Source organism: Phyllobacterium bourgognense (genome assembly GCF_003337575.1).
GTDB lineage: Bacteria > Pseudomonadota > Alphaproteobacteria > Rhizobiales > Rhizobiaceae > Phyllobacterium > Phyllobacterium bourgognense.
On the sequence record NZ_QPJM01000003.1, the window covers coordinates 299,900 to 313,102 of the forward strand.

A 13,203-nucleotide genomic window follows, 5' to 3' on the forward strand; every position below is an offset into this window, starting at 1 on the left:
ACTTAACCGAACGGGGCGAAAAGTCAAGCCTAGGTGGGTCATCCCACCAATTTAATCGATCCGTCGGCATGTGGTCCTTGCAGGACAACCGCGCACCGCATTTGCCGGGCTCCGATTCAACCCTGCGTTCGTTGCCGAACATCCCAAATCACGCGATGAGTCGAACTTCGAGCTTTGAGGGCAAAAGCAGCAACACCGAGCCAGCCGGTGTATCGGGGGAGACAGGCTCCCCCGACTGCGGCAAGAGCCTTGCCTTCAACCTTGGAGTTGAATCTATGCGGTATTCGCCGTTTAGCATCAGCCTTATTTTGAAAAGAACCCGGACCAGCTGGTCAATGGCAATCCGGGTACATTTCCAAAGATAAGGAAGAGAGAGGCGGGCGAAAGCTCGCCTCTCACTCCGGGGTCAATATAACACCGTGGCGAATAATTCCAAGCGCGCTGTAGTTGTACTCGCTGAGAGTCCCGACCCCTAACCTCTGCGGCTGATCAGGCGTGAGCCCACTAAAAGCGCGTAAGCCGCAAAAAATATTGCGAGGGCGACTGCAAAGCCGGCCGGGCCCATCATATCCATGCCGATACCGACGGCTTGCGGACCGACGAGCATGCCGACAGCGTAGCAGAAGACGAAGGCCGCATTGGCAGAGGCAAGCTCGCGGCCGGTAAGTTGCGAGCCGAGATGAGCAAGGCCGACCGTGTAAAGACCAGCCACGACGCCGCCCCAGACGAACAGCAACCCTGCGACAAGATACCAGTTGGAATAGATGAATGGCAGGACGCACATGCCCGCCAAGCCGATCAACGCGCAGACAAGCAGGATCTTGCGACGATCATTGACGTGATCGCTGAGGAGCCCAATTGGAATTTGCAGCAGCACGTTGCCAAGCCCGATAGTCGTGAGCAGGAGAGCCGCATTGGCTTCGCTATAGCCGACCCGGGAGCCGAAGACGGGAAACAGTGCGAAGCCACCGGTTTCTACTGCACCAAAGACAAAGACGGCCGCCGTCGCCGTCGGCACTGCCCAAATGAACGGTGCGAAAGGAACATGCTCCTCCTCATGGAAATCCGGGCTTTCCTTCCACGCGAAAAGCACCGGCAACATGGCGAAGATGATGATGCCGAAGCCGACCGCAAACGGCATGATGCCGACGCTGCCGATGCGCGAGAACAGCCATGGCCCCAGCGCGAAGCCCACGGAAAGGACGGTGGCATAAATACCAAGCACCAATCCGCGTTTTTCGGGAGGAGCGGCGGCATTGATCCAGTATTCGGAAAGAATGAAGAGCATTGTCAGCGCGAAATGCAGGAAAATGCGTAATACGACCCACATCCAGAACTCGGTAAAGATGTGGAACCCAACGAATGAGAAGCCGCCGATCAGCAGCATTCCAAGCAGGGTCGGCACCACACCGAACCGGGCTGCGATAGGGGCAGCGAAAGGGGCGGCGACAATTGACGCGATACCTGCGACCGCGGCGTTCAAACCTATCATGGTGGCCGAATGGCCCCGGCTCTCCAGAATGACGCTCAGGAGTGGAATGCCAAGTCCGATGGCGACACCAACGGAGCTGATGGTGGCGATTGCCGCGACAAGCGCGCGCCAGGAAGACCGGACGGTTGTCTGGTCAGTGGTCGGCGATGCATCCATAAATCAAAAAACCTCTCGGACGAAGCGTCCATATTTCATGCGAAATCGAATGACGTCATTGCCGGGGGCAAGGGCAGGATTTGCGGCCAGTATCGCCTCGGCTTCCTTTATAATGGTCCGGGTGATCTCGGGAATATCGAGCTGATTGGCCTCATGGAAAGGCAACCAGCACAGTTCTTCGAGTTCCTGCGATGGCCCGGTTGTTTCGGGAAGGGTATCCGCGACGGCATCGCGAAAAGCAAGGAAGAACCGTGTATCGAAACGGCGGGAACGGCCGGGGGGCGTGGTTGCTCTCGCAAAATACCGCAGCACGGAAAGATCGGGGAGAATCCCGCGTTCGACAAAAGCGGCCCAGTCGGGGTGCGATATCGAAACGGTATCCGGATGCCGGCGTCCCAGAAGCAGCCCTGCCTCCTCGTAGGTTTCGCGAATGGCAGAAAGCGCGATTGCCCGGCAGCGTTGAACGCTTGAGCGACTGCCCATGCCGGTCAGCAGCTTTGCTTGATCAATATCCGAGAGTTCAGCAATGGCGGATATGCGGCCGTCCGCTGGTTCCGTCCGCCCACCCGGAAAGACGAATTTTCCCGGCATGAACACGTGACGCATGTGCCGCTTTCCCATGAGGATGCGCAGATCCTTGCCAGAACGGTCGATGAGCAACAGCGAAGCAGCATCACGTGGCCGGATAGGAACTATCGGCTTATCTTTTTGGATCGGGATGGCATTGCCTTGATCATTCACTGTTCCCGTGGCTCCTGATCGTCAGAAAATTCGTCAAGAAGGGGCTGCAAATGGCGTTCTTCTGCGCTCCGATGCTCACGTACCCTAACGTACGCTGCGCTTCGGTGCTCGAAATCCACCATTTTCGCCGCCTTTGGACGAACTTTCATTTTGGCTCCTCCGTCTCGCCGCCAAAACCATGCATGTAATTTGCCCATTGCAACCCGATGATGGCGCCCTTGACCGGCTGAAGCAAACCTATCGACAGGAGGATCGTCAAGGGAACCCAGATGGCCAGATGCACCCAATTGGACAGTATGAAGAGGGTTTCAACGGCCAGAAATCCGCCGAGGACGATGTGGCCGACGATCGTGATGGTGATATAGGCCGGAAAATCATCGGCGCGCTGATGCGTGTAGTCCTCGCCGCAGGCGGCGCAATTATCGACAGGCTTGACGAAAGCGCGAAATAGCTTGCCTTCGCCACAATGCGGGCAGCGACAGCGCAATCCGCGCCACATCGCCTGCCATGCCGGCCGGCGCTCTCTCGCGGGCGCCGTATCGGCACCGAAGATTTGTTCTGCCATTACCTGCCTCTTCGTCCGCCCCGCGATACGGTAGACGGACGCTTCTGGTTTCCGCGTACAAAACGCTTTGCCTTGTGGTGCGAGCGAACGCCACTCGGCACCGGGTGCGGTTCTGAAAGCATCTCGAACCGCAATGCGCCCGCAACTGGCAAGGCTTCGACCAAACGAACCTCGACAACGTCACCGAGGCGGAAACCCTTGCCACTACGTTCGCCGGACAGAGCGTGGTTGGTTTCGTCGTAAAGATAGTAATCATCACCCAAAGTTGAAATGGGGATAAACCCGTCCGCGCCATATGTCGCAAGCGAGACGAACAGGCCGGCTTTCGTAACGCCCTGGACGCGGCCTTCGAAACTGCTGCCGACCTTGTCCGCCAGGTAATGTGCGATGAGCCGGTCGACAGTGTCGCGCTCAGCCGCCATGGCGCGACGCTCCGATGTCGAGATCAGGGCCGCGATTTCGGGCAATGCCGCTTCTTCGTCCGGCGTCAGGCCATCCGGACCAAGGCCCAATGCCGAGATCAGCGCGCGATGCACGATAAGGTCGGCATAGCGGCGGATGGGCGAAGTGAAGTGCGCATAGCGATGAAGATTGAGGCCGAAATGCCCAATGTTCGCGGGGTTGTATTCCGCCTGCGATTGCGAGCGTAGCACGACCTGATTGACGAGATCTTGGCTGTCGCTGCCCTCGACGCGCTTCAGGATATGGTTGAACTGGTTCGGACGCAGTTCTGCGCCGCGGGCCAGCGATATATCCATGGTCCGCAGGAACTCACGCAGGGTTTCCTGCTTGGCCAGCGAAGGCGCATCGTGGATGCGGAAGATCAGCGGCTGTTTCTTGCGCTCGAGCGTTTCTGCAGCGGCGACGTTGGCCTGGATCATGAATTCTTCGATGAGCTTGTGCGCATCGAGCCGCGGCGGGATCACGACCTTGTCGACCTTGCCTTCGGGCGTCAGCAGGATCTTCTTCTCCGGAAGATCAAGTTCGAGCGGTTCGCGCGCATCGCGGCCGCGTTTCAGCACGGCATAGGCCGCCCAGAGCGGCTTCAGGATCGTATCGAGTATCGGCGCTGTCTTCTCGTCCGTCGCCCCATCGATTGCTGCCTGCGCCTGCGGATAGGAGAGCCGGGCGTGCGAGCGCATCATGATGCGGTGAAAGGTATGGGAGTGCTTGCGGCCTTCGGCATCAAAGATCATGCGGACGGCAAGAGCAGGGCGGTCGACCAGTTCTTTCAGCGAACAAAGATCGTTGGAAATGCGTTCAGGCAGCATCGGCACGACGCGGTCAGGGAAATACACCGAATTGCCGCGCTTCAATGCCTCGCGGTCGAGCTGCGAACGTGGGGTCACGTAGGCTGCGACATCGGCGATGGCGACGGTCGCGATGAAGCCGCCCGGATTTTTCTCGTCCGGATCAGGCTCGGCATACACCGCATCGTCGTGATCTTTTGCATCGGCTGGATCGATGGTCACCAATGGAACATGACGCCAGTCCTCGCGATGCGCCATGGTTGCGGGTCTGGCCTTTTCGGCTTCCGCAGTGACGCTATCCGGAAAGACATGCGGGATCTCATGCTCGTGGATGGCGATCATCGACAAGGCTTTCTCACTCGCTACGGAACCGACGACCTGCGTGATCCGGCCTAATGCAAGTCCGTAACGGCTGATTTTAGATACCTCGACTTCAACGAGGTCATTTGCCTTGGCATTGTTCAGCTGGGCAGGATCGATTGCGAGCTCCACCTGTCGCCGTTCGACGGGTTCAAGGCGCCACTCGCCATTGTCAAGCTTGCGCAAGACACCCAAAACCGCATCCTTGCGATGTTCGATCTTCTTGATGACACGTCCCGTATAGGAGGGGCCGCTAGGGTCAGCACCATGAAAAATACGGGCGAGAACACGATCGCCCACGCCGGGAGTCGGGCCCTTCTGGTTGCGTGAGGCGCGAATGAATACGACAGGCGGCCGTTCCTGGTGATTGGCGTCCCATTCAGCAGGCTTGGCGATCAACCCGCCATCGCCGTCACGTCCGGTAATGTCGAGAACTGCCACGCTCGGTAGGCTGCCAGGTACGGCGAGCCGCTTGGCTCGCTTTTCGACCAAGCCGTCGCCAGCCAAATCCCGCAAGATATCCTTCAAAGCAATACGAGCATCGCCTTTGATATTGAATGCCTTGGCGATGTCACGTTTGCCGGCAAGGTCCGGGTTTTCCTCGATAAACTGGAGAATTTCATCGCGGCTTGGCATATGCTGTTCGCGACCGGAAGCGTCAGAATTGGCAGACCGCTTTTTTCCGTTGGGGGGAGAGATACGGCGTGCCAATCGATTTTTTCCTAACTTGCTTTTTTGGTGGCAGTCTTCTTCGCAGCCGGTTTTTTCGTGGCAGGTTTTTTTGCTGCCGCTGCCTTCTTGGCCGGTGCTTTCTTGGCCGGTGCTTTCTTGGTACCCTTCGAGCCTGCCTTTTCAGCGATCATAGCAAGAGCTTCCTCAACGGTCACGCCCGCCGGGTCCTTGCCCTTCGGCAGTGTGGCATTGACCTTGCCCCAGTTCACATAGGGGCCGTATTTTCCGTCGCGAACGGTTATCACCCCGCCATCGGGATGCTCGCCAAGATCCTTGAGCGCTGCAGGCGTACCCCGACCGCGCCCCGGGCCCTTTGCCTGCTTGTCAGCAAGCACGGTAACCGCACGATTGAGGCCGATCGAGAACACGTCTTCCGCATTCTCCAGATTGGCATAGGTCCCGTCATGCGTGATGTAGGGGCCGTAGCGTCCGATTCCGGCCGAGATCATCTTCGCCGTTTCGGGATGCTGGCCCACATCGCGAGGTAGCGAGAGCAGCGCCAGCGCTTTTTCATGGTCAAGTGTATCGAACGTCCAGCCCTTTGGCAGGCTGGCGCGCTTGGCTTCCTTGCCCTCGCCACGCTGCACATAGGGCCCAAACCGGCCATTGCGTGCGGTAATATCCTCGTCCGTATAGGGATCCTTGCCGAGCAGTTTTGGTTCGTCGCCGCCATTGCCGTTTTCGTTTGCCGCTTCGCTGCCGCCAAGCTGACGCGTGAATTTGCATTCAGGATAGTTCGAACAGCCGATAAACGCGCCATACTTGCCGAGCTTCAGCGACAGATTACCCGTGCCGCAGACCTGACAGATACGCGGATCGCTGCCATCTTCTCGCGGCGGAAACACCAGCGGTCCAAGCTGGTCGTTCAATGCATCCAGCACATTGGTAACGCGCAGTTCCTTGATTCCATCGACGGAGCCGAAGAAATCGGTCCAGAAAGCCCGCAGAACGTCCTTCCACTTCAGCTTTCCATCGGAAATCTCATCAAGTTTCTCTTCAAGATCAGCGGTGAAATCATATTCGACATAGCGCTTGAAGAAACTTTCCAGGAAGGCAATGACCAGCCGGCCTTTGGCTTCTGGAATAAGCTTGCGCTTATCGATGGTTATATATTCGCGATCGCGAAGGGTGGCGAGTGTCGATGCATAGGTGGAAGGGCGACCGATGCCGAGCTCTTCCATCTTCTTGATGAGTGTTGCTTCCGAATAGCGCGGAGGTGGCTCAGTCGAGTGCTGTGTTGCGTTGATTTTCTCGCGGGCCAGAGTCTCTCCGGAGCGGATTTCCGGGAGACGTCCACCATCTTCATCGACGTCTTCTTCCTCGCGGTGATCCGTATAAGCACCGAGAAAACCATCAAACCTGATAACCGAGCCTGTCGCGCGCAGTTGTGCGAAACGCGACCCGTTCTGCGCATCGATTTCGACCGTCGTTCTTTCGATGTCCGCCGACTGCATCTGACTTGCGATCGCTCGCTTCCAGATCAGCTCGTACAACCGTGCCTGATCGGCATCAAGAAACTGGCGCATGTCCTTGGGATGCCGATTGAAATCGGTCGGGCGGATCGCTTCGTGTGCTTCCTGGGCGTTCTTCGCCTTCGTGGCGTAAAAGCGCGGCTTCTCCGGCACATACTTATCGCCGAAAACCTTACCGATCGTCTGGCGCGCCGCCTGAACGGCTTCGGGCGCCATCTGCACGCCATCAGTACGCATGTAAGTGATCAAGCCGGCGGTTTCGGTACCGAGATCCATACCTTCGTACAGCTTCTGCGCAATCTGCATGGTGCGTGATGCGGAAAATCCGAGCTGACCGGAGGCCGCCTGTTGCAAGCTCGATGTTGTGAAGGGCGGGCCAGGACTGCGTTTGATCGGCTTCGCCTCGACCGAGGCTGCCTTGAAGGACGCGCCTTCCAGCATGCCGCGGATCTCGCCGGCCTGTTCACCATTCTTGATATCAAGCTTGCCGAGTTTTTTGCCGTCGACTGATACAAGCCGTGCCTCGAACCCGTCATTGCGTGGGGTTTTCAAGAGCGCGGCGATATTCCAGTATTCTTCGCGGATAAAGCGTTCGATTTCCGCTTCGCGATCGGCGACGAGCCGCAATGCTACCGACTGGACTCGGCCAGCGGAGCGTGCACCCGGGAGTTTCCGCCAAAGCACGGGGGAGAGGGTGAAGCCGAAAAGATAGTCCAGAGCCCGGCGTGCGAGATAGGCGTCAACGAGCGGCATATCGATGTCGCGCGGATTGGCCATGGCCTCCAGCACTGCATTCTTGGTGATCGCATTGAAGACGACACGCTTGACAGCCTTTTTTCCTATAGCCTTTTTCTGCTGCAGTACTTCGAGCACATGCCAGGAAATAGCCTCGCCTTCGCGATCCGGATCGGTTGCGAGGATGAGGCCGTCGCTCTCTTTCAGTGCTCTGACAATGTCGCTTAGTCTCTTGGCCGAGGCCGAGTCGACTTCCCACGACATCGAGAAATCATCGTCAGGGCGCACCGATCCATCCTTGGCCGGCAGATCGCGCACATGGCCGAACGAGGCCAGGACCGTATAACCCGAACCGAGATATTTGTTGATTGTTTTGGCCTTGGCAGGCGATTCGACGACGACAACATTCATTACAGATTTGAGCTTTCCTGCCCTTGTCAGATTGCAAAAGCACTAATTTAGCTTCGGAACAGGCCTGTGAAATGAACAGGCTTCGACACAACGTCAAGGTCTGTACATCAAAAATCGTGAATTACAACCTATGGTTGCTCGCATAACTTATGCAATTAATGGTATTTTCCTTGTGGGTTCAAGCCTATGGTGAATTCCTGTGTGAGTCATTTATGGTTTCGTATATAGAGTATAAAAAACAGCAGCTTATATAGGCATAAATTAAGATATTCTGAGTCAAAGTATAGCGCATATTTTCGATATAAATTTATATTTAAGGATCAAATTATGAGCGAAAGTCGAATTGATCAAATTGAAAACGCCAGATTTATTCAGCAAATGCTCGGTGAGTTACGAGCAATGGCCAAAACGAACCGGCTGGAGATGTTGGCGTATCTTATAGAAATTGCATATATCGAAAGCAGTGACCAGTTGCAGAAGGAACTGGGGACAGCTTCACGCATAAATAAGCGAAACATGTCCGCCTGAGTGACGCTGCAAACGTCCAGCTAGATCGAGTTCGAGCAGAATCAGCATTACCACCGATGGGTGTAGTTCGCTGGTACGGATCAGGTCGTCGATATCGACTGGAACGGGGCCGAGTAGATTGACGAAGCGGTCCCGATCGGTTTCGTCGGGTGGATTGATTGGCGGGAAATCCATATCTGGTGCAAGAAACGCTGGATCGTCGAACACAGGCCGTTCGACCAGTGGCGTCAATGCAGTTATTATGTCTTCGGTACTGGTTGTCACAATGGCTCCGTTTTTCAACAACCCGTTGGTGCCCTTGGCCCTCGGGTCGAGAGGAGAGCCAGGGACCGCGAAAACAAGCCTGCCAAGTTCTCCCGCCAGCCGGGCACTGATCAGTGAGCCGGAGCGTTCGGCGGCTTCAACCACAACCAGGCCAAGCGACAGGGCGGCGATAATACGGTTGCGCCTCGGAAAATCCCGGGCACGGGGATCCCAACCGAGCGGCATTTCACTGATCGCGGCCCCATTGCGCGCGCTTATCGCCTTATAGAGATTGAGGTTTTCCGGGGGATAGGGGACGTCCAGCCCGCCTGCCATGACGGCCACTGTTCCGTAGTCCAGGCTGGCCTCATGGGCTGCCGTATCTATTCCACGTGCAAGACCGGAGATAATCGCGTAACCGGCTTCACCCAGCTCCCGTGCGATCATCCGCGCAAATTTGATCCCCACCAACGATGCGTTGCGTGCGCCCACGATGGCAACGGGCGGTAGCCTGAACACCTCGGGATTTCCTTTGATCGCGACCAATGGCGGGGGATTGTCGCATTGGCGAAGATAGCGGGGATAGTCGGGCTCACCGATGCCGACGAAAACGGCGCCCATTTTTGTCGCCGCCTGCATTTCGCGTTCAGCGTCCTGCAAACTGGCAATTCGAATTGGCCGGCCGCCGCCGCCGCGCCTGACGAGTTCGGGCAGCATTTCCAATGCATCGCTCGCAGAACCGCAATGAACGATCAGATCGCGGAACGTCGCGGGACCGACATTTTCGCTGCGGATCAACCGAAGCCAGCTCAAGCGCTGGCTGTCAGAAAGGCGTATGCCCTTCTTTTCTTCATTCATCCTTTAGCGCCGATCTTGCCTTCGGTGCCTGAGACAAGACGCTGGATATTGGCCCTATGCTTGATGAAGACAATGATCGTCAGGACGAGGAAAAGCGCTGCGATCTGATGCACCCCTATTATGTAGAGTGCAATCGGAACGATGATGGCCGCGACAAGGGCCGCGAGAGAAGAATAGCGAGACGTGTAGGCTATGATCAGCCAGACGGCGGCGAAGATCAGCGCACCTTGCCAGAACAGCCCAAGCAGAACGCCAAGATAGGTCGCGACACCTTTGCCGCCCTTGAATTTCAACCAGACCGGGAAAATATGGCCAAGGAAAGCACCGAAGCCAGCAATGATCGCTGCTTCAGGGCTGGCGATGCCCGCGATCATAACCGCCACGGTGCCTTTCAGCATGTCCAGCAGCAATGTTGCTGCGGCGAGTTTCTTGTTGCCAGTACGTAGAACATTGGTGGCGCCGATATTGCCGGAACCGATGCTCCGTACGTCGCCAAGGCCAGCCATGCGGGTCAGGATCAGACCAAAAGGAATGGATCCGAGCAGGTAGCCGAACACGAGCGCAAAGAGGAGAAGCGGAATTCCTGCCTGCCCATTGAAGAAATCCGACATGCATCGTCCCCTTAGATAAACTAGATGGTGAAGACCGACTTCCCTGCAACGAACGTTTGTACAACCCGGCCTTGAAAACGTGCGCCCTCGAAACAAGAGTTCTTTGAACGCGACCGTAAGTCTTCTTCTTTCACTATCCACGGTTCGTCAAGATCGACTATGGTCATATCCGCCTTCGAACCCGGTCGCAGTGAACCTGCCTCCAGGCCGAAAATCCTGGCCGGCGCGCTGGACATCGCTTCGACGATGCGCAGCAGCGGAATATCGCCATTGTGGTACAGTCGCAGAGCTGCGCCAAGCAGCGTTTCGAGGCCGATTGCGCCAGCTGCCGCATCGGCAAATGGCAGTCGCTTGGTATCGACATCCTGTGGATCATGCGCGGATACGATGATGTCGATCGTGCCGTCACGCAGGGCTTCGACCATGGCGAGGCGGTCTTCTTCCAGTCGCAACGGTGGTTGCAAGCGGAAGAACGTGCGGAATTCGCCGATATCGTTTTCGTTCAGGGAGAGATGGTTGATCGATACTGCCGAGGTGACATTCAGGCCATTCTGCTTGGCACGAGAAATCACCTCTGCCGACATGGCAGTCGAAATCTGCGCGGCGTGGTACGCGCCCTGTGTCAAAGCCGCAAGGCGCATATCGCGCTCGAGCGGGATGACTTCGGCTTCGCGTGGCGTGCCGGAAAGTCCCAGCCAGCTCGCATATAATCCCTCATTCATGACGCCGCTGATACCGAGGTGCGGGTCCTGTGCTTCGTGCGCGAGGACCACACCGAAATCACGGGCATAGGTGAGGGCTCGGCGCATCAGTTGCGTATTGGCGATTGAATTGCGCCCTTCAGTAATCGCCACCGCTCCGGCTTCACGCAGCAGGCCGATCTCGGTCATTTCCTCGCCATGCAAGCCTTTGGTCACTGCGGCCGCCGGGTAGACATTGACTACCGCCGTATCGCGTGCCGTTCGCTTGATGAATTCGACCAGCGCGACATTGTCGATGACCGGATCGGTGTCCGGCATCATGATAACCGATGTAACACCGCCGGCTGCCGCGGCATGGCTGGCCGACGCGATGGTTTCGCGATGTTCTGCGCCGGGCTCGCCTATGAAGACGCGCGCATCGACCAGACCGGGAAGCACCGCCTTGCCCTTGCAGTCAATGATGGTGGCACCTTCAGGTGTGCCTTGATTGCGGGCATCGGCGCCGCTGGCGACGATCCTGCTATTCTCGATGATGATCGTGCCGGTTTCGTCGAGCCCACGCGAGGGATCGACGATGCGGGCGTTTTGCAAAACGGTGGCGCTCATCCGGCCACTCCTTCGGCATTGCGGCAGGGATCGAGCAGCGCTTCCATCACCGCCATACGCACGGCAACACCCATCTCGACCTGTTCCTGAATGACGCTCTGCGAGCCATCCGCTACATCCGATGCGATTTCGACGCCGCGGTTCATCGGACCGGGGTGCATGACCAAAGCATCGGGCTTGGCGTAATTGAGCTTTTCGCGGTCGAGACCGTGATAGCGGAAATATTCGCGTACCGATGGTACGAAGGAGCCGGTCATCCGCTCGCGCTGCAGGCGCAGCATCATGACCACGTCGGCGTCTTTCAAGCCTTCTTCCATGTTGTGGAAGACTTCCGCACCCATATGCGCAATGCCCGCGGGAAGGAGGGTCGAGGGGGCAACCACGCGAACGCGCGCGCCTAAGGCATTGAGAAGTATCATGTTCGACCGCGCCACGCGAGAGTGCAAAACGTCGCCGCAGATGGCAACAGTCAGCCGTGCGATCTTGCCCTTGGCGCGGCGGATCGTCAGCGCATCGAGCAGAGCCTGCGTCGGATGTTCATGCGCGCCATCGCCTGCATTCACCACCGAACAGCCGACCTTTTGCGCCAGAAGCGCCGCGGCTCCGGCGGACCCATGGCGAATAATCAGGATATCAGGGCGCATGGCATTGAGCGTCATCGCCGTGTCGATCAGCGTTTCACCCTTTTTTACCGAGGAATTTCCGACCGCCATGTTCATGACGTCCGCGCCCAGCCTCTTTCCGGCAAGTTCGAAGGATGATTGGGTGCGGGTCGATGCCTCGAAAAACAGATTGATCTGCGTGCGTCCGCGCAAAGTCGCCTTTTTCTTCTCGGATTGGCGTGAAACCGCGATCTCGCTCTCGGCGAGATCGAGCAGCTGGACGATATCTTGAGGGGAAAGGCCCTTGATGCCAAGCAAGTGGCGATGGGGAAACAGGAGAGGAGACTCTTTTGATATCATGTCAAACTTTCAAGGCTTTAAATCTATCATTTAAACCGCCCTATCTCTTTGGTCATCTGCCACCCGGCGAATATCGCGAGACCCATTGCGATGGGCTTATATTCAACGTGGAGATTCGCCGCAAGCCATGGGAAACTCGTTACTCCGGCGCGACGAGCTCGCGCGAGAGTATTCAAAGCAGTGGGTACACGCCGGCGGAATGCGCTGTCAGTCCTTGCGAATGATCTGGCCATCGTGCATTTCGAATACACCGTTGTCGCCGCCTTGCGCGTAAAAATCCGTTTCAAGTTCCGCCCAGGTGCCTAGATACGTACCGCACGCACTGCAGTGAATTGGTGAAATCGAAGTCACGTTCTGGGTGAGGGTGAGATAGATCCGGTAGCAGTTGGGGCATTCAAGCTTATTGTCCAGCCTCTTTTCCATACTCGTTCCAGTCGGTGATCTCTGTAGATTCGCACAGTATGCCGGTCCTTTGGAACCGCAAATGATTTTCTGCGTTTCGCAACATGCGTGCATTACCATTTCACCACGTGACAATCAGTACCGGTCATGGCGGCACGATGCAGAACATTGCGTCGGTGGAAGAAGCTGCCGAGTTCCTGACGCAGCATTGGCCCGATGAAAAGGGCAGAAAGTTCCGATCAGCTCGACAAATATGCCTTGATGCCATGGCGGGAAGGGAAACAGCCAAACACGCACGGTCCGCCTTTGTTGCCGCAGCAAAAGAAGCCGATATCTATGTGAGAGAACGCACGCCTTCACCGGCAAATCCTTAGTCGA

12 protein-coding genes are annotated in these 13,203 nt (G+C 57.0%); 2 read left to right on the forward strand and 10 right to left on the reverse strand.

The window, feature by feature from the left end; genetic code table 11:
* Positions 1-472: 472 nt before the first annotated feature.
* The 5 genes from C7476_RS07870 to topA all read right to left on the reverse strand — a co-directional run bounded on the left by C7476_RS07870 (position 473) and on the right by topA (position 7,914).
* Positions 473-1,648 carry an MFS transporter gene (locus C7476_RS07870; protein WP_114429318.1) on the reverse strand — a complete coding sequence of 392 codons (1,176 nt, stop codon included), beginning with the start codon at positions 1,646-1,648 and terminating at the stop codon, positions 473-475.
* A gap of 3 nt (positions 1,649-1,651) precedes the next feature.
* Positions 1,652-2,389: an NUDIX hydrolase gene (locus C7476_RS07875; RefSeq protein WP_114429319.1), complete on the reverse strand. Its 738-nt coding sequence runs from the start codon at positions 2,387-2,389 to the stop codon at positions 1,652-1,654.
* Positions 2,390-2,534: 145 nt separating this feature from the next.
* A complete protein-coding gene (locus tag C7476_RS07880) occupies positions 2,535-2,954 on the reverse strand; it encodes a DUF983 domain-containing protein (protein WP_114429320.1) in 420 nt (139 codons plus the stop codon).
* Complete coding sequence (gene rnr / locus C7476_RS07885) at positions 2,954-5,275, reverse strand: ribonuclease R (RefSeq protein WP_114429321.1); 2,322 nt, start codon at positions 5,273-5,275, stop codon at positions 2,954-2,956. The genes C7476_RS07880 and rnr overlap by 1 nt, the downstream gene beginning before the upstream one ends.
* A gap of 11 nt (positions 5,276-5,286) precedes the next feature.
* Complete coding sequence (topA, locus tag C7476_RS07890) at positions 5,287-7,914, reverse strand: type I DNA topoisomerase (RefSeq protein WP_114429322.1); 2,628 nt, start codon at positions 7,912-7,914, stop codon at positions 5,287-5,289.
* Between the two features lie 327 nt (positions 7,915-8,241).
* On the opposite strand from topA, the gene C7476_RS07895 reads away from it, so the two are divergent.
* On the forward strand, positions 8,242-8,442 hold the full coding sequence (locus tag C7476_RS07895; RefSeq protein WP_114429323.1) for a hypothetical protein: 201 nt from the start codon (positions 8,242-8,244) through the stop codon (positions 8,440-8,442).
* On the opposite strand, the gene dprA is transcribed toward C7476_RS07895, so the two are convergent.
* The 5 genes from dprA to C7476_RS07920 all read right to left on the reverse strand — a co-directional run bounded on the left by dprA (position 8,410) and on the right by C7476_RS07920 (position 12,846).
* A complete protein-coding gene (gene dprA / locus C7476_RS07900; protein ID WP_114429324.1) occupies positions 8,410-9,543 on the reverse strand; it encodes a DNA-processing protein DprA in 1,134 nt (377 codons plus the stop codon). The genes C7476_RS07895 and dprA overlap by 33 nt on opposite strands.
* The gene (plsY, locus tag C7476_RS07905; RefSeq protein WP_114429325.1) at positions 9,540-10,154 is read right to left on the reverse strand and encodes a glycerol-3-phosphate 1-O-acyltransferase PlsY; all 615 of its coding nucleotides are present in this window, start codon (positions 10,152-10,154) and stop codon (positions 9,540-9,542) included. The genes dprA and plsY overlap by 4 nt, the downstream gene beginning before the upstream one ends.
* Before the next feature lie 20 nt (positions 10,155-10,174).
* Positions 10,175-11,461 carry a dihydroorotase gene (locus C7476_RS07910; RefSeq protein ID WP_114429326.1) on the reverse strand — a complete coding sequence of 429 codons (1,287 nt, stop codon included), beginning with the start codon at positions 11,459-11,461 and terminating at the stop codon, positions 10,175-10,177.
* The gene (locus C7476_RS07915) at positions 11,458-12,423 is read right to left on the reverse strand and encodes an aspartate carbamoyltransferase catalytic subunit (protein WP_114429327.1); all 966 of its coding nucleotides are present in this window, start codon (positions 12,421-12,423) and stop codon (positions 11,458-11,460) included. The genes C7476_RS07910 and C7476_RS07915 overlap by 4 nt, the downstream gene beginning before the upstream one ends.
* Before the next feature lie 207 nt (positions 12,424-12,630).
* On the reverse strand, positions 12,631-12,846 hold the full coding sequence (locus C7476_RS07920) for a hypothetical protein (protein ID WP_114429328.1): 216 nt from the start codon (positions 12,844-12,846) through the stop codon (positions 12,631-12,633).
* A gap of 83 nt (positions 12,847-12,929) precedes the next feature.
* On the opposite strand from C7476_RS07920, the gene C7476_RS29355 reads away from it, so the two are divergent.
* On the forward strand, positions 12,930-13,199 hold the full coding sequence (locus C7476_RS29355; protein ID WP_114429329.1) for a DUF982 domain-containing protein: 270 nt from the start codon (positions 12,930-12,932) through the stop codon (positions 13,197-13,199).
* The last annotated feature ends 4 nt before the right edge of the window (positions 13,200-13,203 follow it).